General features: G+C 73.3%; 18 protein-coding genes. 4 read left to right on the top strand and 14 right to left on the bottom strand.

Annotation, left to right across the window (positions count from 1 at the left end; all coding sequences use genetic code 11):
* Positions 1-35 precede the first annotated feature (35 nt).
* The 8 genes from ACN9MM_RS28325 to rimP form a co-directional block, all read right to left on the bottom strand.
* Entirely contained in the window at positions 36-3,734 is a 3,699-nt protein-coding gene (locus ACN9MM_RS28325; protein WP_426366504.1) for a trypsin-like peptidase domain-containing protein, read from the bottom strand.
* 207 nt (positions 3,735-3,941) lie between these two features.
* Complete coding sequence (gene truB / locus ACN9MM_RS28320) at positions 3,942-4,841, bottom strand: tRNA pseudouridine(55) synthase TruB (protein ID WP_426366502.1); 900 nt, start codon at positions 4,839-4,841, stop codon at positions 3,942-3,944.
* On the bottom strand, positions 4,838-5,278 hold the full coding sequence (gene rbfA, locus ACN9MM_RS28315; RefSeq protein WP_329850685.1) for a 30S ribosome-binding factor RbfA: 441 nt from the start codon (positions 5,276-5,278) through the stop codon (positions 4,838-4,840). The genes truB and rbfA overlap by 4 nt, the downstream gene beginning before the upstream one ends.
* 30 nt (positions 5,279-5,308) lie before the next feature.
* Entirely contained in the window at positions 5,309-5,602 is a 294-nt protein-coding gene (locus ACN9MM_RS28310) for a DUF503 domain-containing protein (RefSeq protein WP_362415579.1), read from the bottom strand.
* 150 nt (positions 5,603-5,752) lie between these two features.
* The gene (gene infB, locus ACN9MM_RS28305; protein WP_426366501.1) at positions 5,753-8,848 is read right to left on the bottom strand and encodes a translation initiation factor IF-2; all 3,096 of its coding nucleotides are present in this window, start codon (positions 8,846-8,848) and stop codon (positions 5,753-5,755) included.
* Between the two features lie 151 nt (positions 8,849-8,999).
* A complete protein-coding gene (locus tag ACN9MM_RS28300) occupies positions 9,000-9,281 on the bottom strand; it encodes a YlxR family protein (protein ID WP_426366500.1) in 282 nt (93 codons plus the stop codon).
* A gap of 74 nt (positions 9,282-9,355) precedes the next feature.
* Entirely contained in the window at positions 9,356-10,351 is a 996-nt protein-coding gene (nusA, locus tag ACN9MM_RS28295) for a transcription termination factor NusA (RefSeq protein WP_426366498.1), read from the bottom strand.
* A gap of 2 nt (positions 10,352-10,353) precedes the next feature.
* Positions 10,354-10,851 (bottom strand): ribosome maturation factor RimP, encoded by a 498-nt coding sequence (gene rimP / locus ACN9MM_RS28290; protein ID WP_383665481.1) that lies wholly within the window; start codon positions 10,849-10,851, stop codon positions 10,354-10,356.
* A gap of 125 nt (positions 10,852-10,976) precedes the next feature.
* Here rimP and ACN9MM_RS28285 point away from each other — a divergent pair, with 125 nt between their 5' ends.
* From ACN9MM_RS28285 to ACN9MM_RS28270, 4 genes are read left to right on the top strand one after another with little or no spacing between them, the layout of a single operon-like run.
* Positions 10,977-11,726 (top strand): hypothetical protein, encoded by a 750-nt coding sequence (locus ACN9MM_RS28285; protein WP_426368847.1) that lies wholly within the window; start codon positions 10,977-10,979, stop codon positions 11,724-11,726.
* Entirely contained in the window at positions 11,723-12,139 is a 417-nt protein-coding gene (locus tag ACN9MM_RS28280) for a ferritin-like domain-containing protein (RefSeq protein ID WP_426366497.1), read from the top strand. Before ACN9MM_RS28285 ends, ACN9MM_RS28280 begins: the two co-directional genes overlap by 4 nt.
* Before the next feature lie 46 nt (positions 12,140-12,185).
* Complete coding sequence (locus ACN9MM_RS28275; RefSeq protein ID WP_426366495.1) at positions 12,186-13,085, top strand: aminoglycoside phosphotransferase family protein; 900 nt, start codon at positions 12,186-12,188, stop codon at positions 13,083-13,085.
* A 46-nt stretch (positions 13,086-13,131) separates the two neighbouring features.
* Entirely contained in the window at positions 13,132-14,061 is a 930-nt protein-coding gene (locus tag ACN9MM_RS28270; RefSeq protein WP_426366494.1) for a slipin family protein, read from the top strand.
* A gap of 54 nt (positions 14,062-14,115) precedes the next feature.
* Here the strand turns inward: ACN9MM_RS28270 and ACN9MM_RS28265 are convergent, their stop codons facing one another.
* From ACN9MM_RS28265 to dxr, 6 genes are all read right to left on the bottom strand, one after another.
* Positions 14,116-15,816 carry a proline--tRNA ligase gene (locus tag ACN9MM_RS28265; RefSeq protein ID WP_426366492.1) on the bottom strand — a complete coding sequence of 567 codons (1,701 nt, stop codon included), beginning with the start codon at positions 15,814-15,816 and terminating at the stop codon, positions 14,116-14,118.
* A gap of 109 nt (positions 15,817-15,925) precedes the next feature.
* Positions 15,926-16,471, bottom strand: a complete 546-nt coding sequence (locus ACN9MM_RS28260; protein ID WP_426366491.1) for a GNAT family N-acetyltransferase — start codon at positions 16,469-16,471, stop codon at positions 15,926-15,928.
* Between the two features lie 41 nt (positions 16,472-16,512).
* Positions 16,513-17,358 carry a GNAT family N-acetyltransferase gene (locus ACN9MM_RS28255; protein ID WP_426366490.1) on the bottom strand — a complete coding sequence of 282 codons (846 nt, stop codon included), beginning with the start codon at positions 17,356-17,358 and terminating at the stop codon, positions 16,513-16,515.
* A 168-nt stretch (positions 17,359-17,526) separates the two neighbouring features.
* Positions 17,527-18,684: a flavodoxin-dependent (E)-4-hydroxy-3-methylbut-2-enyl-diphosphate synthase gene (gene ispG, locus ACN9MM_RS28250; protein ID WP_426366489.1), complete on the bottom strand. Its 1,158-nt coding sequence runs from the start codon at positions 18,682-18,684 to the stop codon at positions 17,527-17,529.
* Between the two features lie 103 nt (positions 18,685-18,787).
* Positions 18,788-20,095, bottom strand: a complete 1,308-nt coding sequence (locus ACN9MM_RS28245) for a M50 family metallopeptidase (protein ID WP_426366488.1) — start codon at positions 20,093-20,095, stop codon at positions 18,788-18,790.
* The gene (dxr, locus tag ACN9MM_RS28240; protein ID WP_426366487.1) at positions 20,092-21,342 is read right to left on the bottom strand and encodes a 1-deoxy-D-xylulose-5-phosphate reductoisomerase; all 1,251 of its coding nucleotides are present in this window, start codon (positions 21,340-21,342) and stop codon (positions 20,092-20,094) included. Before dxr ends, ACN9MM_RS28245 begins: the two co-directional genes overlap by 4 nt.
* Positions 21,343-21,359: the final 17 nt, after the last annotated feature.

The raw sequence follows: 21,359 nt of genomic DNA, 5'->3' as shown, positions 1-21,359 counted from the left end.
GACCGCTCCTCGTCCGCCTGTTCGCCCTGTTCGCCTTACGCAGGTCTAAGACTGCCATGTCCACGGCCGTCGGTACGCATCGGCATGGCAGTGCCGGGACTCCGCAGGGCCTGAACGGTCTCCGGGCCGAGCAGCGGCGCCCAGTCTCCCGGGGCGGCGACGATCCAGCCGGCGAGGAGCTCCGTGAAGGCGGGCAGCTCGCGGACGGCACCGGACAGGGCCCGGTCGAACCGCCAGGCGCCCTCGGGGGTACGGGCGCACAGCGCGCCGACCCGGTGCGTGAGCTCCCGGGTGCGCGGCACGCTGCGTCGCTCCGCACCCTCCGCCGCGGCCCGCAGGAGGGCCTCGAGGACGGCCTGCTCCCCGGCCTCGGCCTCGTACCGCTCGTGCTCGAGGAGTACGTCGAGCAGCTCGGCCCGCAGATGGCGGGAGGCCCCGGTGCCGGGGGCCGCGAGGACGGGCGCGAGGGCACGCCTGAGCGGCACGGGGCGGCCCCGGATCAGCCCGGTGACCAGGGGGAAGAGGACCGCCCTCGCCGCCGGGCCGTCCTCGAGGCGGCGGTCGACGAAGGCGGCGACGAGCGGGGCGGCCTCGGGGTGGCGGGCGGCGTGGTCGCGGACGAGGGCGGCGATCCGGCGGGCGAGGGCGGGCGCGTCGACCTCGGCGAGGGCCCGCAGGGCGGCGGCGGGCGCCTCGCCGCCGCCCTGCAGCCTGGCCCGGAAGGCGCCGAGGACCTCCTCGGGGTGGGTGGCGAGGGCCTCGGCGAGGGCGGTGGCGGGCACCTGGGGCTCGGCCAGTGCGCGGGGCAGGTGGCGGGCGCGGCTGTGCGGGTCGCGGACGAGGAGGCCGAGGGCGGCGCCGTGGAGGGCCTGGTCCCCGGGGCGGGCGAGCAGGGCGAGGGCGGCGTAGCGGAGGAGCTCGCGGTCGGCGGAGGTGGTGGCGTGCCGGGCGACCAGGTGTCCGTACGCGGCCGCGGCGACGCGCCGCTCCGGGCGCCCGTCGTCGTGGGCCCAGCGGTCGACGGCCCGGCAGAGCGCGGAGGGCTCGTCCTCGGCGAGCGCGGCGAGGAGGGCGTCGGCGAGCGGGTGGGCGGTGGCGACGAGCGCCTCGCACAGGTCGTCGACGGCGAGCCGCCGGTGGGTGTGCAGGAGGGTCTGGGCGGCGGTGGCGACGGCGGGCCTGTCGTCGCCGAACCAGCGGCAGAGGAGCGGCTGGACGCCCCTGGGGTCGGCGACGAGCCGCTCGGCGACGGCGTCGAGGCTGCGGTCCCCGCGGGGTGCGGCACCCGGCGGCGGGTCGGCGGGGACGAGGCGGCGCAGCAGGTCGATCCGCTCGTCCTCGCCGAGCGGCAGGGCCAGCCAGAACGCGGGCCCGAAGGGGGCGAAGACCGGGTGCGGTTCCCGGCGGGCCCCGACGAGGTCGGCGAGCAGCCGCAGGGCGGGCAGGTAGGGCCGCGGGTCCGGCACCCGCCGCACGCTCTCCCGGAACAGCCGGGCGGCCCACCAGGCCCTGTCCCCGCCGGGTCCCTCGGCGGCGAACCGCCCGAGCGCCTCGGCGAGCGCGGCGAGCCGGGGCCCGAGCCCGTCGGGTCCCTGCTCCCGGTGGAGCAGCAGCAGTGCCTGGAGCACGGGCCCGATCCGGTGCCGGGGAACGGGCGGCTGCCCGCCGGTCCCCCGCGCCTCCGGGTCCCGTTGGCGGGGGACGGAGTGGGGCTCCCGGGCGCCTGCCCTGGGCCCGGCGGATCCTCCGGTGGTGGCGGCCGGCGCGGGTGCCGGCGGCACGCCGGGGCCGCGGGGCCCGCCCGGAGCGCCGGGGGTGCCCGGCGGGGTGTCCGCACCGGGTGCGGCGCCCACCGGGCCGGGCCGCGGAGACCCGGCCGGTACCCCCGGACCGGCGGCGTGGGGCCCGGTCGGCGGGGAGGGCGGTCTCGTTCCGGGGGCGTCCTCGGGGCCTCCCGGCGGGGTCTCGCCGCGGCCGTGGACCAGGGCGTCGAGCGCCGTGTCCAGGTCCAGGTGGGACGCCTGGACCCAGTCGGCGAGTTCTTCGTGGGCGAAGCGGTAGCCGGAGCCGGCCGGGACGAGGAGGCCCTCGGTGAGGACGGCCGGGGCCCAGCCCTCCCGCCAGGGGAACAGTTCCTCGAAGGAGTCCCGGTCGAGGACGCCGTGGCCGGGGCCGAGGCACCGGCGGGCCGCCTCGTGCACCCGGCCGGTCACGCGCGCGGCGAGCCGGCGGACGGCCGTCCCCCGGACGAGGGGCCGGGCGCCCGCGGCGATCCGGACGGCGGCCCGTAGGCACACCAGGTCGAGGTAGGCCGTGAAGATCTCCTCGCGCCCGGGGCGCCCCGGCACCTCGCCCGGCAGCGCGGCCCGCACCTCGGCGAGCAGGCGCAGGGCGAGCGGGTGCCGGGCGTCCGCCGGGGCGAGGTCCGCCTCCCCGATCCCGTACCCCTCCCGTACGGCACGGGCCTCCGTCGCGGAGTACGGCCCGAGGACGACGGCGGCGGGGAGCCCGTCGGCGGAGCCGGGGTCCCGCGCCGGGCGGTGCAGGGCGCCCGGGGTGTAGAGCGCGCCGGCCTGTTCCCAGTGCTCGGGGCGGCAGGCGGTGACGAGGTGGGCCTGGTGGGTGCGTAGCCACCGCTCGGTGGCCGTGCTCCAGTCGGCGAGCCGGTGGGCGAGGAGGGGCGGCATCTCCTCGGGGCCGTCGAGGACGACGAGGAGCGGCCGGCCCGCATCCCGGGCGAGGGCGGCGGCGCGCTCCGGGGTGGCGGTCGTGGTGTCGCCGAGCGCCCCGGACGCGGCGACGATCCGGCCGGCCTGGTGCAGGGCGCGGCCGACGGCGTCGGCGAGCGAGCGGTCCTCGGCGCGCAGGTCGGCCCCGCGCAGCCGGACGGTGGGGGCGGGGGCCACGCCCCGGGCGCGGCGGGCGCAGAGCGCTGCGAGGGCGGTGGTGCGGCCGGTGCCGGGGGCGCCGACGAGGGCGAGGACGGGGGAGTGACCGGCGGTGAAGCGGGCGAACTCGCGGACGCAGTCGGGGCGTTCGACGGGTTCGGGCCAGGGGTCGGGCTCCCGTACGGGTCCGGTGGAGGTGGCGGTGAGCTCCAGGATCGCGGCGAGGTTGAGGTCGGGGCCGTAGGCGGGGACGGTGGCGGCGTTGCGCCGCAGGAGGGCGGTGAGCGGCCCGGCGGGCCTCAGCGGTACGGCGTACCCGGCGGCCCGGCGGTCGCCGCGCAGCGTGGTGCCGAGGACGGCGAGGACGGTGCCGGTGACGGTGTCGAGGACGGGGCCGCCGGCGGCCTGTCCGCCGCGCCGGAGCGCCTCGGCGCCCTCGGTGCCGATGGCCAGTTCGAGGGCGTCGGCGAGGGCGTGGAAGCGGTCGGCGGCGGTGTACGTGACAGAGGCGGGGCCGAGGACGCGGGCCTCGCGCCAGCCCTGGGCGGCGATCCGCACGTAGGTGCCGGGTTCGATCTCGGGCCGGGTCGCGAGCGGCAGCGGCCGGCCGCCGAGTCCTTCGGTCCGTACGAGCGCGAGGCCGCTCTCGGGCAGGGGGGTGACGGCCTCGGCCTCGGCGAGCCAGCTCCGGCCCCCGGGGGCGTGCAGGACGACGCGGCTGAGCCCGTCGACGGCTTCGTGGCTGGTGACCACCGTTCCGTGGTGGTCGGCGAGGAAACCGGTGCCGCGTGGCCGGCCCGCCGGATCGCAGATGCGCACCAGCGTCGCCAGGTCCCCGCTTCCCATGGGGTCGACGGTAGGCGGCCGGTGATCACCCGGAGGCGCTCACAGGGAAACGCGCCCCCCGACACTCCCCCGTTCACTCCGAGCGCCTCCCTGATGGGGTGAATTTCGGCGGCTCGGCGGGACAGGGATGGTGCGGGGGAAACCGAGGGGGGAAAGGGGTGGGGCGGGCACGCGCGTGCGTGCCCGCCCCACGACGGAGTTCTTCGCTCAGCCGAAGACGGCGAGGCTCTTCGCCTTGCCCCGCTGGTCCTCGACGAGCGCCAGGAGCTTCCCCCCGGGTCCGAAGACCGCGACGGCCCCCTTCGGGTACTCCGGCATCTCCAGGCGGACGCCGTTGAGCAGCAGCTTGGCCCGCTTCTCGTCGACGTCCCAGCGCGGGAACGCCGCAGCGGCCGCCTCGGCGACCGGCATGACCGTGAGGTCCTCCTGGAGCTGGTCCAGGGTCCTCGCGGAGTCCAGCCTGTACGGGCCGACCCGGGTGCGGCGCAGCGCGGTCAGGTGGCCGCCGACGCCGAGGCCGGCGCCGAGGTCCCGGGCGAGCGCCCGGATGTACGTACCGGAGGAGCAGACGACCGACACGACCAGGTCGACGACGGGCGTGCCGTCCTCGGCGGTCGCCTCGCGGACGTCGTACACCCGGAAGGAGGAGACGGTGACCGGGCGGGCCGGGATCTCGAACTCCTCGCCGCCCCGCACGCGCGCGTAGGACCGCTTGCCGTCGATCTTGATCGCGGAGACCTTCGACGGCACCTGCATGATGGCGCCGGTCAGCTCGGCGACGCCCGCGTCGATCTGCTCGCGGGTGACCTTCGAAGCGTCGACCGACGCCGTGATCTCGCCCTCGGCGTCGTCGGTGATCGTCGTCTGGCCCAGGCGGATGGTGCCCAGGTACTCCTTCTCGGTCAGCGCGAGGTGACCGAGGAGCTTGGTGGCCCGCTCCACGCCGAGGACGAGGACGCCCGTGGCCATGGGGTCGAGCGTGCCGGCGTGGCCGACGCGGCGGGTCCTGGCGATCCCGCGCATCTTGGCCACGACGTCGTGCGAAGTGAAGCCCGACGGCTTGTCGACGATGACAAGGCCGTCGGGCGTCTTCTCTACGGTGCTCATTCGGCGGCTTCGTCCTCGCCCGGCTTCTTGTAGGGGTCGGCCTCGCCCGCGAAGGCGGCGCCCGAGGACGCCTCCCGCACCTGGGCGTCGGAGGCACGCGCCTTGTCGAGGAGGTCCTCGATCGTCTTGGCGTTCTCCGGGAGGGCGTCGGCCACGAAGGTCAGGGTCGGGGTGAACTTGGTTCCCGCCGCCCGGCCCACGGCAGAACGGAGGATGCCCTTGGCGCTCTCCAGGCCGGCCGCGGCGCTCGCGCGCTCCTCGTCGTCGCCGTAGACCGTGTAGAAGACCGTGGCCTCCCGCAGGTCGCCGGTGACGCGGGTGTCCGTGATGGTCACGTGCGTACCCAGGCGGGGGTCCTTGATGCCGCGCTGCAGCTTCTCGGCGACCACCTCCCGGATGAGGTCTGCCAGCTTCTTCGCCCGCGCGTTGTCGGCCACTGGTCCTTCTCCTTCTTTGCCTTGCTCAAATCAGTCTTCATCAGTGTGGAGCCTGCGGCGCACCGAAAGCAGCTCCACCTCCGGGCGTGCGGCGACGAGCCGCTCACAGCGGTCGAGCACGTCCGATACGAACCCCGCGTCCCCGGCCACCAGCGCGACGCCCAGCCGGGCCCTGCGATGGAGGTCCTGGTCGCCCACCTCGGCCGCGCTCACGGAGAACTTGCGCTGGAGCTCGGCGACGATGGGCCGGACGACGGAGCGTTTCTCCTTCAACGAATGAACGTCGCCGAGGAGCAGGTCGAAGGACAGAGTCCCCACGTACATGTGGTGCCGGATGTCCCGCCGGTTCGGGTTCGGTGGCCTGCCACGCCGTCGCTTGGCAGGGACACCAGAACCGTACACGCAACGGCCGGGGCCGATCGACGGAATAAGTTCCGCCGACCGGCCCCGACTCAGTGCTGCGATCGGACGCGATCAGGCGCGCGGCTTCTCGCGCATCTCGTACGTCGCGATGACGTCGTCGATCTTGATGTCGTTGAAGTTTCCGAGGTTGATACCGCCCTCGAAGCCTTCGCGGATCTCGGTGACGTCGTCCTTGAAGCGGCGCAGACCGTGGATCGTGAGGTCCTCGGCGATGACCTTGCCGTCGCGGACGAGGCGCGCCTTGGTGTTGCGCTTGACCTCGCCGGAGCGGATGAGGACACCGGCGATGTTGCCCAGCTTGGACGAGCGGAAGACCTCGCGGATCTCCGCCGTACCGAGCTCGACCTCTTCGTACTCCGGCTTGAGGAGACCCTTCAGGGCCGCCTCGATCTCCTCGATGGCCTGGTAGATCACCGAGTAGTACCGGACGTCGACGCCCTCGCGCTCCGCCATCTGCGCGGCACGGCCGGCCGCACGGACGTTGTAGCCGATGACGATGGCGTCGGAGCCCATCGCCAGGTCGATGTCGGACTCGGTGACCGCACCCACACCGCGGTGCAGGACCCGGATGTCGACCTCTTCACCGACGTCGAGCTGGAGCAGCGAGGCTTCGAGGGCCTCGACCGCACCGGACGCGTCGCCCTTGATGATGAGGTTGAGTTCCTGGACCAGACCGGCCTTGAGCACCTTGTCGAGGTCCTCGAGGGACACCCGGCGGACGCGCTTGGCGAAGGCGGCGTTGCGCTCACGCGCAGCGCGCTTCTCGGCGATCTGGCGGGCCGTACGGTCCTCGTCGACGACCAGGAGGTTGTCGCCGGCACCCGGCACGTTGGTGAGACCGAGCACCAGGACGGGAGTCGACGGGGTCGCCTCCTCGACGTTGTTGCCCTTGTCGTCGAGCATCGCCCGGACGCGGCCGTACGCGTCGCCGACCACCACGGTGTCGCCGATGCGCAGCGTTCCGCGCTGGACCAGGACGGTCGAGACGGCACCGCGACCGCGGTCGAGGTGGGACTCGATCGCAATACCCTGCGCGTCCTGGTTCGGGTTGGCCCGAAGGTCGAGCGAGGCGTCGGCGGTGAGGATCACGGCCTCCAGCAGGGAGTCGATGTGCAGACCCTGCTTGGCGGAGATGTCGACGAACATCGTGTCGCCGCCGTACTCCTCGGCCACCAGACCGAACTCGGTCAGCTGACCGCGGACCTTGGTCGGGTCCGCACCCTCGACGTCGATCTTGTTGACCGCGACGACGATCGGGACGCCGGCGGCCTTGGCGTGGTTGAGCGCCTCGATCGTCTGCGGCATGACGCCGTCGTTGGCCGCGACCACGAGGATCGCGATGTCGGTCGACTTCGCACCACGGGCACGCATGGCGGTGAACGCCTCGTGACCCGGGGTGTCGATGAAGGTGATGCGACGCTCTTCGCCGTTGACCTCGGTACCCACCTGGTAGGCACCGATGTGCTGGGTGATGCCACCGGCCTCGCCCGCGACGACGTTCGTCTTGCGGATCGCGTCGAGCAGTCGGGTCTTTCCGTGGTCGACGTGACCCATGACGGTGACGACCGGCGGACGGGAGACAAGAGCCTCTTCGCCGCCCTCGTCCTCGCCGAACTCGATGTCGAAGGACTCGAGGAGCTCGCGGTCCTCCTCCTCCGGGGAGACGATCTGAACCTGGTAGTTCATCTCGTCGCCGAGCATCTGCAGCGTGTCGTCGGAGACGGACTGCGTCGCCGTGACCATCTCGCCGAGGTTCATCATCACCGCGACGAGCGACGCCGGGTTGGCGCCGATCTTCTCGGCGAAGTCGGTGAGGGAGGCACCGCGCGACAGGCGGATGACCTCGCCGCCACCGCGGGGAAGCATCACGCCGCCCACGGACGGGGCCTGCATGGCCTCGTACTCCTGGCGCCTCTGACGCTTCGACTTGCGACCACGACGCGCGGGACCGCCGGGACGACCGAAGGCGCCCTGCGTGCCACCACGGCCACCCGGACCGCCGGGACGGCCACCGAAGCCACCGGGACGACCGCCGAAGCCGCCGCCACCGCCGCCGGGACCACCCGGACGACCGCCGCCGCCACCGGGACCACCGGGACGACCGGCGAAGCCGCCGCCGCCACCGCCGGGACCGGCCGGACGACCGGCGAAGCCGGGACGACCGCCGCCGCCACCGCCGGGACCACCCGGACGACCGCCGGGGCCACCGGGGCCACGACCGCCGGGGCCGGGACGCGGGCCGGCAGCGGGACGCTGCGGCATCATGCCCGGGTTCGGACGGTTACCGCCGGGCGCGCCGCCCGGACGGGGAGCCTGCGGACGAGGCATGCCACCGGGGGTGGGACGGGCACCGCCCTGACCCTGCGGACGCGGGGCGCCACCGGGGCCACCCTGCGGACGCGGGGCGCCCGGAACGGCACCGGGGCCGCCGGGACGGGGAGCGCCGCCACCCGGACGGGGCGCCTGCGGGCGCGCCATTCCGGTGGAGCCACCCGAGGTGAAGGGGTTGTTGCCCGGACGGGGACCGGCCGGGCGGGCACCGCCCGGACGGGGGGCCTGCTGGCCGCCGGGGCGCGGAGCACCCTGGCGCTCCTGGCCCTGCGGGCGGGGGGAACCCTGACCCGGGCGGGCGGGGCGCTCGCCGGTGGGACGGGGACCCTGGGCGGAGCCACCGGGACGCGGACCGGCGGCGGGAGCCGACGGAGGCGCGGTGAACTCCGGTGCGGCCGGAGCCGGGGTGACCGGCTTGGGCGCGGGCTTCGGGCCCGGGCGGGGGCCCGAGGCGGCCGGAGCCGGAGAGGGGGTGCTGCTCGCGGGCGCGGCCGGCGTGACCGGGGCCGCAGGCGCGGCGGGGGCCGGCTTGGGGGCCGGGGCGCCGGGCTTCGGGGCAGCGGGACGAGCCGCGGCGGCCGGAGACGGCGCCGCGGGGGAGGGCGCCGCCTTGCGGGGCGCGCCGGGCTTGGCAGCGGTCTTGCCGGCGTTGCCGCCGGGACCCTGCAAAGCGTCAGTCAACTTGCGCACGACCGGCGCCTCGATCGTCGAGGACGCCGAACGGACGAATTCACCGAGTTCTTGGAGCTTGGCCATGACGACCTTGCTCTCCACACCGAACTCCTTGGCGAGTTCGTATACCCGGACCTTAGCCACTTTGCTCCTTTGTGAGGTCCGGGTTACCGCCGGACCGTCGCTACTTCATGGGCGTACTCATCGCGTACTCATCGAGTGCTCATCGCAATCTCGACCTACTTCCAACTCGCGAGGTACCTGACCGCACGGTGTTCCGTGCCGTACTTCTTGTTCACTGCGGTGCCGGCTGTTCGATGTGATGACGTAGTTCCGCTGTTTCGAGCGGCCCCTGGACCTTGAAGGCCCTCGGGAACGCTCGGCGGCGGACCGCCAGATCGAGACAAGCCACGGCGGGGTGCAGGTACGCACCCCGGCCGGGCAGCGTACCGCGATGATCAGGAACGCACTCGTCCTTATCCATCACGATCCGCAGCAGATCGCTCTTGGCCGCTCGCTCCCGGCATCCCACGCAGGTTCGCTCAGGGCACGCGCAGGCATGCGTCCGGCCAGACACGATTAAGTCTACCTCCCCGTACCGACCTCACCTGTTTGGGGCAAGAATCGAACAGTTGTTGGCCAAAAACGGTCTCAGTCCTGGGGCTCCGCCGGCTCGGTGTCCGGACGGATGTCGATCCGCCAGCCGGTGAGACGCGCGGCGAGGCGGGCGTTCTGGCCCTCCTTGCCGATCGCCAGCGACAGCTGGTAGTCCGGCACCGTCACCCGCGCGGAGCGGGCGGCCATGTCGACGACCTCGACCTTGGAGACCCGCGCCGGGGAGAGCGCGTTCGCCACCATCTCGGCCGGGTCGTCCGACCAGTCGACGATGTCGATCTTCTCGCCGAGCAGCTCCGCCATCACGTTGCGGACGCGGCTGCCCATCGGGCCGATGCAGGCGCCCTTGGGGTTCAGGCCCGAACGGGTGGAACGGACGGCGATCTTCGTGCGGTGACCGGCCTCACGGGCGATCGCCGCGATCTCGACCGAACCGTCGGCGATCTCCGGCACCTCCAGGGCGAAGAGCTTCTTCACCAGGTTGGGGTGCGTGCGCGAAAGGGTGACGGACGGACCGCGGACACCCTTCGCCACCCGGACGACGTACGTCCGCAGGCGCAGGCCGTGCGTGTAGTCCTCGCCCGGCACCTGCTCCTGGACCGGGAGGATGGCCTCCAGCTTGTCGTCCAGGCGGACCAGGACGTTCTTCGGGTCCTTGCCCTGCTGCACCACACCGGCGACGACATCGCCCTCACGGCGCGCGTACTCGCCGAAGGTCACGTCGTTCTCGGCGTCCCGCAGACGCTGCTGGATGACCTGACGGGCGGTGCTCGCCGCGATCCTGCCGAAGTCCGACGGGGTGTCGTCGAAGTCCTTGGGCTCCTGGCCCTCCTCCAGGTCGGAGGGGTCCTCCTTCGCCCACACCGTCACGTGACCGGTGGCCCGGTTCAGCTCCACGCGCGCGTGGCGACGGGCGTCGGGGGTCCGGTGGTACGCGATGAGGAGGGCCGACTCGATCGCCTCGACCAGCATCTCGAAGGAGATTTCCTTCTCCTGTGCCAAGCCCTTCAGGAGCTTCACGTCGATGTCCACGGCTACGCCTCCTCTTCCTTCTTGTCCTTGCGGCTGAACTCGATCTCGACACGCGCCTTCGTGATGTCGGCGAACGCGACCCTGCGGGCGGTGGGCTTGCGCCCCTTCACGCCCGGCACCTCGGTGTCGAGGCCCTCCTCGTCCACGGCGAGGATGCGCGTGACCAGGTCCCCGCCCTCAGCGAGCTGGAGCTTCACCAGACGGCCGGTGGCGCGCACGTAGTGGCGGTGCTCGGTGAGGGGGCGGTCGGCGCCCGGGGAGCTGACTTCGAGGACGTACTCGCCCTCGCCCATCGCGTCGGTCTCGTCGAGCTTCTCGGAGATCGCGCGGCTCAGCTCGGCGCAGACGTCGAGCTCCACGCCCTCGTCCGAGTCGACGACGATCCGCAGCAGCCCGCGGCGGCCGGCCCGGGACACCTCGATCTCTTCCAGATCCAGGTCCTTCGCGGCGACGAGCGGCTCCACGAGTCCGCGCAGCCTGTCGCTCTGGGTGGTGCTCATCCGGGTGACTCCTCGGCCGCGTGTGCTGTTGTGGGTTTCGTCGCGTGTCAGACCAAAGGGTATCCGGTCCGGGAGGGTGTTGCCGTCCACCGCCCCGGGGGCCGCGGGTACGCTCGCCTGCGGTGATCTCGACGATCTTCGACGACGGACGACAGACGGGGAGAGCAGGCGTGGGGACGACGGGCAGACGCGCACTCCTCGTGGCGGGTGCGGCGGCGGGCGCGACCGCCCTCGCGGGCTGCACCTCACCCTCCGGCGGGCAGGCCCGCCGGCCGAGCGCCGCCGAGCTCGCGGCCGAGCGGGCGGCGCGCGCCGAGGCGGCCCTGCGGCTGCGGGCCGTGACCGCCGCGCGCGGTCTGCTGGAACGTTACGACGCCACGCTCGCCGCGCATCCCGCCCTGGCGCCCCGCCTGACCCCGCTGCGGGGCGCGGTGGCCGCGCACGTGAAGGCCCTCGGCGAGGGCGGCACGACGGTGGGACCGACGCCGGGGGCCACCCCGGCGGCCTCCGGCCCGGCCACGGCTCCCGGCCCCGCGACGGCCGCCGGCTCCGACCCGGTCCCTCGCTCCGCCGGCGCCACCACGTCCGGCCCGGCCCGGGCCTCCGGGTCCGCCTCCGGATCAGCCACCGCCTCCGCGACCCCCAAGGCGTCCGCCCCCGCCGCGCGGAAGTCCGCGGGCTCCCCCGCGCCCGTACGGGTGGCGGCCGACCCCCGGGCCGCGCTCAGGGAGCTCGCCGCCGCCGAACGCGCGTCCTCCGACGGCCACACGGCCGCCCTGCTCACGGCCCCGCCCGAGTACGCCCGGCTGCTCGCCTCCGTGGCGGCCTCCGGCGCCGCCCACGCCTACCTGCTGACTGAAGGAGCCCGCGCATGAGCGCCCTCGTCGCGACCCAGGCCGCGCTGGCCGCCGAGCATGCCGCGGTGTACGGGTACGGGGTCGTCGGCGGCCGGATCGGCACCGAACGGCGGGCCGAGGCCACGGCCGCGTACGAGGCGCACCGGGCGCGGCGGGACGCGCTGCGCCGGACCGTGCGGGACCTCGGCGGGGCGCCGGTGGCGGCGGAGGCCGCGTACGAGCTGCCGTTCCGGGTCGAGGACCCGGCCGGGGCCGTACGGCTCGCGGCGGTCCTGGAGGACCGGGTGGCCGGGGTGTACTCCGATCTCGTCCGGGCCGCCGAGGGCCGTGCGCGGGGCGAGGCGGCCGCCGCGCTCCGGGAGGCGGCGGTACGCGCGGTCCGCTGGCGCGGCAGCGACGTAACCTTTCCTGGGCTCGCCGAGCGGGTGTAGTCCCGCCCCGACCGAGTGCCGACCCGACCGAAGGAACAACGTACGCATGGGTTTCGAACCGCCGCAGCGACTGGCCAGGACGCTCGGTGCGGCGTACGGGGAGGCCGTGGCGGCCGAGTGGCTCGGGAAGCTGCCCGGGCTCGCCGAGCAGGCGCTCGCCCACGCCTCCCTCGACGCCGAACGGGTGATGGCCCCCGGCGGCCGGAGCAGTCTGGTCGTGCTCGTCCGGCGCTCCGACGGCTCCCCCGCCGCGCTCAAGATCGCACCCCCGTTCACCCGGCCTGACCTCGAACGGGACGCGCTGGCGCACTGGAACGGCTGGGGCGCGGTCCAGCTCCTCGACGGGGCGGGTGAGGGCGCGCTCGTCCTCGAACGGCTGCACCCCGAGGTCTCCCTGCGGTCCCTGCCGGAGGCCAAGGCGCTCCTGGAGGCCGCGGGCACCGTACGGAAACTGTGGGTCGAGCCCCCGGCGGAGCACGGCTTCGAGACGGTGGCGGACCGGACGGCCGAGCAGGCCGCGGCCATGGATCGCCACCGGGCCGACGCGGCGGCCGGCGCGCCGGTGGCCGCGGCGCTCGCGGCCCGCGAGGAGCTGGTGGCGGCCGACTCGGAGACGGTGCTGCTGCACGGGAACTTCCGGCAGGGCAAGGTGCTCGCCGGCGACCGGACGCCCTGGCTGGCCGTCGGTCCCGAGCCGCTGGTCGGCGAGCGGGCCTACGACCTCGCCCGGCTCGTACGGGACCGGGTCGAGGACCTGGTGGCCGCGTCCTCGGGGGCCTCGGCGGCCCGGCGGCGGGTCAACAAGCTGGCGGACTCCCTGGACCTGGACCGGGAGCGGCTGCGGGGCTGGACCCTGTTCCGCGCGGTGGAGTCGGCGACGCGGGCGCTGACGGCGGGGCGGCGGCAGGATGCCGAGCTGCTCCTGGAGTTCGCGAGCTGGCTGTAGGGGAATACCCTCTTTGTAACGTTCGGCTCGATTCCAGGGGGCCGTGATGATCGAAGAGGTACTGGTGGCGGCGGCCGGCGCGGCCGCGGCGATCGCCGTGTACGCGGCCGCCGCGGCGCGGGTGGTCAAGCAGTACGAGCGCGGTGTCGTCTTCCGCTTCGGCAGGCTGCGCAGCGACGTCCGGTCTCCCGGTTTCACGATGATCGTTCCGCTCGTCGACCGCCTGCACAAGGTGAACATGCAGATCGTCACGATGCCGGTGCCCGCGCAGGAGGGCATCACCCGGGACAACGTGACGGTGCGGGTGGACGCGGTCGTGTACTTCAAGGTCGTCGACGCGGCGGACGCGGTGGTGCGGGTCGAGGACTACAAGTTCGCGGTCTCGCAGATGGCGCAGACCTCGCTGCGGTCGATCATCGGCAAGAGCGATCTCGACGACCTGCTGTCGAACCGCGAGAAGCTCAACCAGGGTCTCGAGCTGATGCTCGACAGCCCGGCGATGGGCTGGGGCGTCGCGATCGACCGGGTCGAGATCAAGGACGTGTCACTGCCGGAGACGATGAAGCGCTCGATGGCCCGGCAGGCGGAGGCGGACCGGGAGCGGCGGGCGCGGGTCATCAACGCGGACGCGGAGCTCCAGGCCTCGAAGAAGCTCGCGGAGGCGGCGGGCGTGATGTCGGCGGAGCCGGCGGCGCTGCAACTCCGGCTGCTGCAGACGGTGATGGCGGTGTCGGCGGAGAAGAACTCGACGCTGGTCCTGCCGATCCCGGTGGAACTGCTGCGCTTCCTGGAACGGGCGACGCCGGCGGCCCCGGCGGAGGCGGAGCAGGCGACTCCGGCGGCCGCGGCGGAGGCGGGGCGGATCACGGCGCCGCTGAGCGAGGCGTACCTGAAGGGCCGGGCGGCGGCGGAGGAGTCCGTCGACGACCTGACGGGCACCTCGGTCGAACCGTCTCCCCGCGAGAGCGACCGCTGACCCCCACGCGCACGGAAGAGGGCGGGACCCCGTGGGTCCCGCCCTCCCTTCGCGCTACGCCGTCAGGCGGGCGAGCGCCTCGTCGACGGTGAGCTCCTCGCGCTCGCCCGTCCGGCGGTCCTTCAGCTCGACCACGCCCTCGCCCGAGCGGCGGCCCGCGACGAGGATCTTCGGGACGCCCATGAGCTCGGCGTCGGTGAACTTCACGCCCGGGGAGACGCCCGCGCGGTCGTCGACCAGGACGCGGAGGCCGGCCGCGGAGAGCTTCTCCGAGACCTCCAGGGCCAGCTCGATCTGGAGCGCCTTGCCGGCGGCGACGACGTGGACGTCGGCCGGGGCGACCTCGGCGGGCCAGCACAGGCCCTTCTCGTCGGCGGTCTGCTCGGCGAGCGCCGCGACCGCGCGGGAGACGCCGATGCCGTACGAGCCCATGGTGACGCGGACCGGCTTGCCGTTCTGGCCGAGGACGTCGAGCTTGAGGGCGTCGGCGTACTTGCGGCCCAGCTGGAAGATGTGGCCGATCTCGATGGCGCGGTCCAGCTTGAGGCCGGTGCCGCACTTGGGGCACGGGTCGCCCTCCTGGACGACGACGACGTCGACGTACGCGTCGACCTCGAAGTCACGGCCCGCGACGACGTTCTTCGCGTGCATGCCGTCCTTGTTGGCGCCCGTGATCCAGGAGGTGCCGGGGGCCACGCGCGGGTCGGCGAGGTACGTGACCTTGTCGAGGCCCTGCGGGCCGACGTAGCCGCGGACCAGGTCGGGGCGGGCCACGAAGTCCGTCTCCGTGACCATCTCGACCGTGGCCGGGGCGAAGTGCGCCTCGACCTTGTCCAGGTCGACCTCGCGGTCGCCGGGGACGCCGACCGCGACGATCTCGCCGTCGACCTTCACCAGGAGGTTCTTGAGGGTCGCGGAGGCCGGCACGCCGAGGGAGGCCGCAAGGGTCTCGATCGTCGGGGTGTCGGGGGTGGGGATCTCCTCGGCGGCGGCGACGGCGGAGCCGTCGACCGGCTTGAGCTCGTAGGTGATCGCCTCGGTGTTCGCGGCGAAGTCGCAGTTCGGGCAGTCGGCGAAGGTGTCCTCGCCGGCCTCGGCCGGGGCGAGGAACTCCTCGGACTTCGAGCCGCCCATCGCGCCCGCGGTGGCGGCGCAGATGCGGTAGTCGAGGCCGAGGCGCTCGAAGACGCGCTGGTAGGCGGCGCGGTGCAGGGCGTACGAGTGGGCGAGGCCCTCGTCCTCCGTGTCGAAGGAGTACGAGTCCTTCATGAGGAACTCGCGGCCGCGCAGGATGCCGGCGCGGGGGCGGGCCTCGTCGCGGAACTTGTTCTGGATCTGGTAGAGGATCACCGGCAGGTCCTTGTAGGACGAGCACTGGTCCTTCACCAGGAGCGTGAAGATCTCCTCGTGGGTCGGGCCGAGGAGGTAGTCGCCGCCCTTGCGGTCCTGGAGGCGGAAGAGCTCGGCACCGTACTCGTCCCAGCGGCCGGTCGCCTCGTACGGCTCGCGGGGCAGCAGCGCGGGGAGGGTGACCTCCTGGGCGCCGATGGCGTCCATCTCCTCGCGGACGATCCGCTCGACGTTGGAGAGGACCTTCTTGCCCAGCGGCAGCCAGCTCCAGATGCCGGCGGCGGTGCGCCGGACGTAGCCGGCGCGGACGAGGAGCTTGTGGCTGAGGACCTCGGCGTCCGCCGGGTCGTCGCGCAGCGTCTTCGCCATCAACTGGGACATGCGCTGGACCGGTGCGTTGGCCATGGTTCTCGTACTCCTGCCGGAACTGGGGGTCCCCCCTGCTCGAACGCAGCCGAGAGCTTGGGGGAGGTGATGGCCCCGAGGTTATCCGGGCCGCCCCTGACAGGAGAAATCAGTTCCGGCGCTTGAGCGGCAGGGGGGCGCCCATGACCGCGTACGGGCGAGGGGCGCTCGGGAAGTGCACCTGGCGGGCGAGGTCCTGGTAGCCGAGGGCCCGGTAGAGGCCGCGGGCCGGGCTGTCGGTGTCGATCGCGGAGAGGATCGAGCGCGGCTCGGCGGCGCCGTCGGTGATGGTGGTGATCAGCCCGCGGCCCACGCCGCGGCCCTGGAAGTCGGGGTGGACGTGGAGTTCGGTGATGACGAAGGAGTCGTCGAGCCAGTCTGCGGTGCCGGTGGCGCGCAGGTACGTCTCGACGACGGTGGACCACCAGTGGGTGCGGTCGTTGGGCATCCCGTACACGAAGCCGACGAGCCGCCCGTCGGGGGTGGTGGCCCCGTAGCTACGGGCGCCGGGGCTGAGGAGGTGGCGCAGCACGATGTGTCGGCGCACGGCGACCTCGCCCGCGTCCAGGCCGAAGGCGACCGCCTGCACGGCGAGGGCCTCGTCCACCCGGGCGGCCAGATTGACCGGACCGATCACGACCTCTGCGTCATCCATGCGGCGCACCCTACAAGCCCCGCCCGCCGTGGACGTCACGTTCAGAACAGCACGCTCATGAAGGCGCCGGTCTCGCGGAAGCCGACGCGGCGGTACGCGGCCCGCGCCGGGGCGTTGAAGTCGTTGACGTACAGGCTGACGACGGGCGCGACGTCGGCCAGGGCGTACTGGAGGACGGCGGCCATGCCGGTCTCGGAGAGGCCCTTGCCGCGGTGTTCGGGGGCGACCCAGACGCCCTGGATCTGGCAGGCCAGGCGGGTGGCGGCGCCGATCTCGGCCTTGAAGACGACCTTGCCGTCCTCGATGCGGGCGAAGGAGCGGCCGGCGCCGACGAGCTCGGCGACGCGGGCCTGGTAGAGCAGCCCGCCGTCGTTGGCGAGCGGGGAGACGCCGACCTCCTCGGTGAACATGGCCACGCAGGCGGGCATGATCGCCTCCATCTCGTCCTTGCGGACGCGGCGCACCAGCGGGTCGGGCGCGACGGTGACGGAGGGCTCCTCGGCGACCATCAGGGGCTGGCGGGCGCGGACGTCCCTCGCGGGGCCCCAGCTGGGCTCCAGGAGCCGCCACAGCTCACTGGTGGCCTCGACGGGGCCGACGATCGAGGAGCAGCGGCGGCCGATCCTGCGGGCCCGGTCGGCGAAGGCGCGGACGGCTTCGGGGGTGGCGCAGAGGGGGACGAGGTTGGCGCCGGAGTAGCAGAGCGAGCGGAGTCTGCCCTCGGTGTACCAGCCCCACATCTCGCCGCCGAGGCGCCAGGGATCGAGTCCGGCGACCTGGACGCGGGCGGTCACGAAGGCGTTCTCGACGGGGGCGCTCTCCAGGACGGCGAGCGCGGCGCCGAGGTCGGCGGGTTCGAGGACCCGAGTGGTGGTCTCTGTCAGCACGAGGGGGCCTCACGGGACGGATCTGCTGGTCTCCGCACTGTACCCCCGTGCCCTGTGGCGGGGCCCGTCACAGGCGAGAAGCCCCTCCGCCCGGTGGGGCGGAGAGGCTTCTCGCACGGGGATGCCGGGCGGTCAGGCGCCGATGGCGACCGTCGGCTCGCCGCTGGGTCAGGCGCCGATGGCGACCGTCGGCTCGCCGCTGGCGACGCCGTCCTTCTCCATCTGCTCGGCGATCTTGAGCGCCTCCTCGATGAGGGTCTCGACGATCTTCGACTCGGGGACGGTCTTGATGACCTCGCCCTTGACGAAGATCTGGCCCTTGCCGTTGCCGGAGGCGACGCCGAGGTCGGCCTCGCGGGCCTCGCCGGGGCCGTTGACGACGCAGCCCATGACGGCGACGCGCAGCGGGACGGTCATGCCGTCGAGGCCGGCGGTGACCTCCTCGGCGAGCTTGTAGACATCGACCTGGGCGCGGCCGCAGGACGGGCAGGAGACGATCTCCAGGCGGCGCTGGCGCAGGTTCAGCGACTCCAGGATCTGCATGCCGACCTTGATCTCCTCGACCGGCGGCGCGGAGAGCGAGACGCGGATGGTGTCGCCGATGCCCTGGGAGAGCAGGGCGCCGAAGGCGACGGCCGACTTGATGGTGCCCTGGAAGGCCGGGCCCGCCTCGGTGACGCCGAGGTGCAGCGGGTAGTCGCACTGGGCGGCGAGCTGGCGGTAGGCCTCGACCATGATGACCGGGTCGTTGTGCTTGACCGAGATCTTGATGTCGCGGAAGCCGTGCTCCTCGAAGAGGGAGGCCTCCCAGAGGGCGGACTCGACGAGCGCCTCGGGGGTGGCCCGGCCGTACTTCTTCAGGAGGCGGGCGTCGAGCGAGCCGGCGTTGACGCCGATCCGGATCGGCGTGCGGGCGTCGGAGGCCGCCTTGGCGATCTCCTTGACCTTGTCGTCGAACTGCTTGATGTTGCCCGGGTTGACGCGGACGGCGGCGCAGCCGGCGTCGATCGCGGCGAACACGTACTTCGGCTGGAAGTGGATGTCGGCGATGACCGGGATCGAGGACTTCCGGGCGATCGTGGCGAGCGCGTCGGCGTCGTCCTGGGTCGGGCAGGCCACGCGCACGATCTGGCAGCCGGAGGCGGTGAGCTCGGCGATCTGCTGGAGCGTGGCGCCGATGTCGGAGGTGCGGGTCGTCGTCATCGACTGGACGGAGACGGGCGCGTCACCGCCGACGGCCACGCTGCCGACCTGGATCTGGCGGCTCTTGCGCCGCTCGGCGAGCCGGGTCGGAACGGTCGGGATACCGAGAGAAATCGCGGTCATCTGAAGTGCAACCTCAAGGTTGTGCGTCGGCGGGCTCAGGTCTCCGAGGTTACCGCCCCGGGGGCGGGGGGCCGGACACCACCGGGTGCGGCCCCCCTGGGAGCTACGTGATCTTCACCGGGTTGACGATGTCGGCGGCGAGGACGAGCAGCGTGAAACAGACGAAGACACCGGCCACCACGTAGGCGGCGGGCATCAGCTTGGCCACGTCGAACGGGCCGGGGTCGGGGCGCCTGAAGATCCGGGCCGTGTGGCGGCGGACGGACTCCCACAGGGCGCCCGCGATGTGGCCGCCGTCGAGCGGCAGCAGCGGGAGCATGTTGAACAGGAACAGCGAGACGTTGAACATGACCAGCAGGTTCATGAACCACACGAGGATCGTCGTGGGCGGGGCCTCGACGGTCATCAGCTCGCCGGTGATGCGGGCGGCGCCGACGACGCCGACGGGCGAGTCGTCGGCGCGCTCGCCGTCACCGAAGGTGGCGTCCCACAGGCCGGGGATCTTGCCCGGGAGGGCGATGACCGAGTGGACGCCGTTCTCCAGGAGGTCGGTCATCCGCTCGGTGGTCTCGCCGAAGGTGAGCGGCGCGACCTCGGTCTTGGAGGCGAAGCCGAGGTAGCCGGCCTTGATGTACCGCACCGGCTGGACGAGCTTGCCGTCCGCGTCCTTCAGCGGCACCTCGTTCGAGACGAGGGTGGGGTGCAGGTCGACGCGCTGTCCGGCCCGCTCGACGGTGACCGTCGCCGGGCCGATGGTGGCGCGGATGCGGTCCGAGAGGGTGTCCCAGTCGCTCACCGGGGCCCCGTTGAAGGCGACGATCTTGTCGCCCTCCTTCAGGCCCGCCTTGAACGCCGGGGAGACGGGGTCGCCCGCCTTGCACTTCTCGCGCTTCTCGCTCTGCTCGATGACGCACTTCTGGACGCCCGCGACCGACGTCGTCTGCCCCTCGGTGCCGATCGTCATCATCGAGCCGAAGAACAGCGCCGCCGCCAGGACCAGGTTCATGAACGGTCCGGCGAACATCACGATCACGCGCTTCCACGGCTTGCGCGTGTAGAACAGCCGCGTCTCGTCGCCCGGCTGGAGCTCCTCGTACGAGGCCTCGCGGGCGTCCTCGATCATCGAGCGCCAGGGCGAGGTGGAGCGGGCCTCGATCTTGCCGTCCTCGCCCGGCGGGAACATGCCGATCATGCGGATGTAGCCGCCGGCCGGGATCGCCTTGAGGCCGTACTCGGTGTCGCCGCGCTTCTTCGACCAGATGGTGGGGCCGAAGCCGACCATGTACTGCGGCACGCGGATGCCGAAGAGCTTGGCCGTGGAGAGGTGTCCGAGCTCGTGCCACGCGATGGAGACGAGGAGGCCGAGGGCGAACAGCACGATGCCCAGGGCGTACAGGAGCAATTCGGTCATGCGCGGGCCTCCGCTGTTGCCTTCGCTGCGAGCTCTCGGGCCCGGGCGCGCGCCCAGGTCTCCGCTTCGAGGACGTCCGGAACGGTGAGGGAAGTTCCCTCGGCGGGAACGCCGTGCTCCGTGACGACCGCAGTGACCGTATCCATGATTCCGTTGAACGGCAGCCGGCCTGCGAGAAACGCCTCGACGCACTCCTCGTTCGCGGCGTTGAAGACGGCCGGGGCGGTGCCGCCCAGCTCGCCCACGTGCCGGGCCAGGCCCACGGACGGGAAGGCCTCGGTGTCGAGCGGGAAGAACTCCCAGGTGGAGGCCTTGGTCCAGTCGAAGGCGGGGGCGGCGTCCGGGACCCGCTCGGGCCAGCCGATGCCGATGGCGATCGGGCCGCGCATGTCCGGCGGGGTGGCCTGGGCGAGCGTGGAGCCGTCCGTGAACTCGACCATCGAGTGGACGTACGACTGCGGGTGGACGACGACCTCGATGCGGTCGAACGGGATGTCGTAGAGCAGGTGGGCCTCGATGACCTCCAGGCCCTTGTTCACCAGGGTCGCGCTGTTCACCGTGATCACCGGGCCCATCGCCCAGGTCGGGTGGGCGAGCGCGTCCTCACGGGTGACGTGCGCCAGCTGCTCGCGCGTACGGCCGCGGAACGGGCCGCCGGAGGCCGTCACGACCAGCTTGCGGACGTCGGCGCGGGTGCCGGCGGCGAGCGCCTGGAAGAGGGCCGCGTGCTCGGAGTCGACCGGGATGATCTGGCCCGGCTTCGCGAGTGCCTTCACCAGGGGGCCGCCGACGATCAGCGACTCCTTGTTGGCGAGGGCGAGGGTGCGGCCCGCTTCGAGGGCGGCGAGGGTCGGCGCGAGGCCGATGGAGCCGGTGATGCCGTTGAGGACGGTGTGGCACGGGGAGGCCGCGAGCTGCGTCGCGGCGTCCGGCCCCGCCAGGAGCTCGGGCAGGGGCTCGGAGCCGTACAGCGCCTTCAGCGCCTCGCGCAGCTCGGGCAGCGCCTCCTCGCGGGCCACGGCGACCGCGGCGACCTTCAGCCGGTGCGCCTGCTCGGCGAGCAGTCCGATCCGGCCGCCGGAGGCGGCCAGGGCGGTGACCCGGAAGCGGTCGGGGTTGCGCAGCACCAGGTCGATGGCCTGGGTGCCGATGGACCCGGTCGAGCCGAGGACGACGATGTCCCGGCGTCCTTCGGAGACATCGAAGGCGATGTGCGGGTCGGCGAGAGGAGAGGGGCGGTCGCTCATGCCCCCCATTCTTGCCG

Source organism: Streptomyces sp. E-08, from assembly GCF_049913095.1.
In the GTDB taxonomy this organism is placed as follows: Bacteria; Actinomycetota; Actinomycetes; order Streptomycetales; family Streptomycetaceae; genus Streptomyces.
Note: the sequence above shows the minus strand (reverse complement) of the source record. Positions and strands in the feature narration are given on the sequence as shown.

Coding starts and splice junctions, on each gene's coding strand:
- ACN9MM_RS28265 (WP_426366492.1), bottom strand. CDS start 15,816: ATGGCCAACGCACCGGTCCAGCGCATGTCCCAGTTGATGGCGAAGACG.
- ACN9MM_RS28260 (WP_426366491.1), bottom strand. CDS start 16,471: ATGGATGACGCAGAGGTCGTGATCGGTCCGGTCAATCTGGCCGCCCGG.
- ACN9MM_RS28280 (WP_426366497.1), top strand. CDS start 11,723: ATGAGCGCCCTCGTCGCGACCCAGGCCGCGCTGGCCGCCGAGCATGCC.
- ACN9MM_RS28245 (WP_426366488.1), bottom strand. CDS start 20,095: ATGACCGAATTGCTCCTGTACGCCCTGGGCATCGTGCTGTTCGCCCTC.
- ACN9MM_RS28270 (WP_426366494.1), top strand. CDS start 13,132: ATGATCGAAGAGGTACTGGTGGCGGCGGCCGGCGCGGCCGCGGCGATC.
- ACN9MM_RS28275 (WP_426366495.1), top strand. CDS start 12,186: ATGGGTTTCGAACCGCCGCAGCGACTGGCCAGGACGCTCGGTGCGGCG.
- ACN9MM_RS28325 (WP_426366504.1), bottom strand. CDS start 3,734: ATGGGAAGCGGGGACCTGGCGACGCTGGTGCGCATCTGCGATCCGGCG.
- ACN9MM_RS28310 (WP_362415579.1), bottom strand. CDS start 5,602: ATGTACGTGGGGACTCTGTCCTTCGACCTGCTCCTCGGCGACGTTCAT.
- dxr (WP_426366487.1), bottom strand. CDS start 21,342: ATGAGCGACCGCCCCTCTCCTCTCGCCGACCCGCACATCGCCTTCGAT.
- rimP (WP_383665481.1), bottom strand. CDS start 10,851: ATGAGCACCACCCAGAGCGACAGGCTGCGCGGACTCGTGGAGCCGCTC.
- truB (WP_426366502.1), bottom strand. CDS start 4,841: ATGAGCACCGTAGAGAAGACGCCCGACGGCCTTGTCATCGTCGACAAG.
- ispG (WP_426366489.1), bottom strand. CDS start 18,684: ATGACCGCGATTTCTCTCGGTATCCCGACCGTTCCGACCCGGCTCGCC.